The sequence below is a fragment of the Streptomyces alkaliphilus genome (genome assembly GCF_014141535.1).
In the GTDB taxonomy this organism is placed as follows: domain Bacteria; phylum Actinomycetota; class Actinomycetes; order Streptomycetales; family Streptomycetaceae; genus Streptomyces; species Streptomyces alkaliphilus.
On the sequence record NZ_VKHT01000900.1, the window covers coordinates 1 to 2,052 of the forward strand.

The 2,052-nt window shown below is 75.2% G+C and carries 3 protein-coding genes; all 3 read right to left on the reverse strand.

The genetic code is table 11. The annotated features are described in order from the left end of the window. Positions 1–37: 37 nt before the first annotated feature. The 3 genes from FNQ90_RS20940 to FNQ90_RS20950 are packed head-to-tail and all read right to left on the reverse strand — an operon-like array spanning position 38 to position 1,658. Positions 38–445: a DUF4247 domain-containing protein gene (locus tag FNQ90_RS20940; RefSeq protein ID WP_323380105.1), complete on the reverse strand. Its 408-nt coding sequence runs from the start codon at positions 443–445 to the stop codon at positions 38–40. Further along, on the reverse strand, positions 442–969 hold the full coding sequence (locus FNQ90_RS20945; RefSeq protein WP_182607777.1) for a DUF2617 family protein: 528 nt from the start codon (positions 967–969) through the stop codon (positions 442–444). Before FNQ90_RS20945 ends, FNQ90_RS20940 begins: the two co-directional genes overlap by 4 nt. Further along, positions 966–1,658, reverse strand: coding sequence for a DUF4178 domain-containing protein (locus tag FNQ90_RS20950; RefSeq protein ID WP_182607778.1), 693 nt, complete (start codon positions 1,656–1,658; stop codon positions 966–968). Before FNQ90_RS20950 ends, FNQ90_RS20945 begins: the two co-directional genes overlap by 4 nt. Between the last annotated feature and the right edge of the window lie 394 nt (positions 1,659–2,052).

The window sequence follows — 2,052 nt, forward strand, 5'->3', positions numbered from 1 at the left end:
GGCCCCGGAGGGTGCCGAAGGAAGGGAGTCGGGGCGGCTACTTCCCGGAGCCGGGACCGCCGCCCCGGTAACCGTCCCCGGCACGGCCGGGGGCGGGCCAGACGCCGCCGACGTAGGTGCCCCAGCGCTGGTGACCCCGGGCATAGGTCTCGATCTCGATGCGGCTGCCGCCGATGCGCGGTTGCACGGCCACGATGTGGTCGCGGTAGCGCAGGAACCGGCGGTCCCCGTTGCTCGTCCGGTCACGCGGCGCGGTGTGGGCGGCGATCGCGGAGGCCACCGACTCGGGCGTGCCGGTCGCGTGGTAGGCGTTGCCCACCCGCTGATAGGTCTGTCCGATCCATGCGGAGGGCACGGCGTTGCCGGAGGCGGAGCCGCATCCGACGAGCAGGCCGCCCGCCAGGAGGACCGCCACCAGGAGGGTCAGTCGCTTGACGGGGCTCACGGCGCCTCCAGTCGGGTCCGGGTGGTGACGATCTGCCGGTGCTGCGGATAGACGTGCCAGGTGTCCCAGCCGGGGCGGGGGTCCGGGCCGCCCCCGGCGGGGCGGGCGAGGAGCGCGGTGATCGCGTCCGGGGAGCCGGGGAAGACCGCCCAGAGGGTGTCGGTCCGGCCGGCGGCGCCCAGCGTCCGCAGTTCCTCCACGCGGCGGCGGAACCCCGCGGTGTCGCACCGTTCCACCCGGGAGGAGAACTCGTAGCCCCAGCCGGCGATCCGCCGGCGGGTGGCGGACGGCAGGGGTTCCGTCCCGCCCTCCGGTTCACCTCCGGTCGGGCAGGCCACGGTCTCGGCGACGGGGCCGGCGAAGACCTGGTGGGAGGCGCCGAGCAGGCGCAGTTCGGCGGTCAGTCCGCCGCCCAGCTCCACGCCGGTGACGGCGTGGGCGGGACGTCGTTCGGCGAGCAGCGAGAACGCCAGGTCCTCGGCGGCGGTGTCGAGGTAGGGGACGGCGAGGGATATCGCGGTCACGGCCGGGCCCCCGGGCCCGAACCGCCGTCGGTGAGCGCGGAGTCGTCACCCGGGTAGATGGTCAGGGTGCCGTTGGGCACCCGCTCCCCCAGCGACGCCTCCCAACTGCCGCGCCCGTCGGCGCCGAGGAAACGCTCGAAGGCCAGGGACCGGCCGCCGGGGCCGTCGTAGTCGGCGTACTCCACGCGCCCGGAGGCGGGCAGGCCGGTGGTGCCCTCGGAGCGGTAGTCGGCCATGCCGTGCTCGGTCCGGTGGTAGGTGACGCCCCGCACGGTGATCGTCTTGGCGGAGGGCGTGAGGTTCACGGGGGTTCCGGGCTCCTCGTCCTCCAGCTCGGTCCAGATGTAGACCTCGAGGTCCGGGTCCTCCTCCACCGACAGCCAGCGGCGGGTGCCGCCGGGGCCGTCCATGGCGTCGAGGAAGTGCTCGGACCAGGTGAAGCCGCCCTCGGTCAGCCGCAGCGAGCCCCGCACGAAGAGCCGTTCGCCCAGGTACTCGACGAGGTCACCGGCGGCGATGGTCCTCGGGTCCCCGCCGACACCGTCCTCCGGGGCGAAGGGATCGGCGGGCCGGCGGGCCCCGGCGGTCGACGCCGCCGGCCGCCTGCGGGCGGCGCGCAGTGCCGCCACCGCCACGGCCACCCCGGCCAGTGCAACGATGATGGCCGCCACGACGACGATGTCGTCCATGTGGTCTCCCCCGATTCCCCGCGTCCCCGCGTGCTCGCTGTCGCAGCCGTCGCTGTCGGTCCGGGCGTCGGACGCCCGGGTGCGCCACGACGACGGGTCACGGGGTTCGAGGGGCGGACGGATTCGGTCACCACGAGCCACGGGGGGCGGTCGAACCCCCGTGGACGCGGTGTGGATCCGGTGTACCCCCGCCGTGTCCGCCGCGCGAAGCGCGATGAGTATGGCATACGACCCGGAACACGCCGGCGGCCGGGCTTTCGGTTCCCGAAACCCGTCCCGGGACCCACGGGGGCGACAACGGGCACGTGGATCCGGCCCGTCCGGACGCGGGGGCGACGGCCCCGGGTCGCAGGGGGTGTCAGCCGCCGCGGGTGGTCCCGTCGCCCGGTTTCCC

Coding starts and splice junctions, on each gene's coding strand:
- FNQ90_RS20950 (WP_182607778.1), bottom strand. CDS start 1,658: ATGGACGACATCGTCGTCGTGGCGGCCATCATCGTTGCACTGGCCGGG.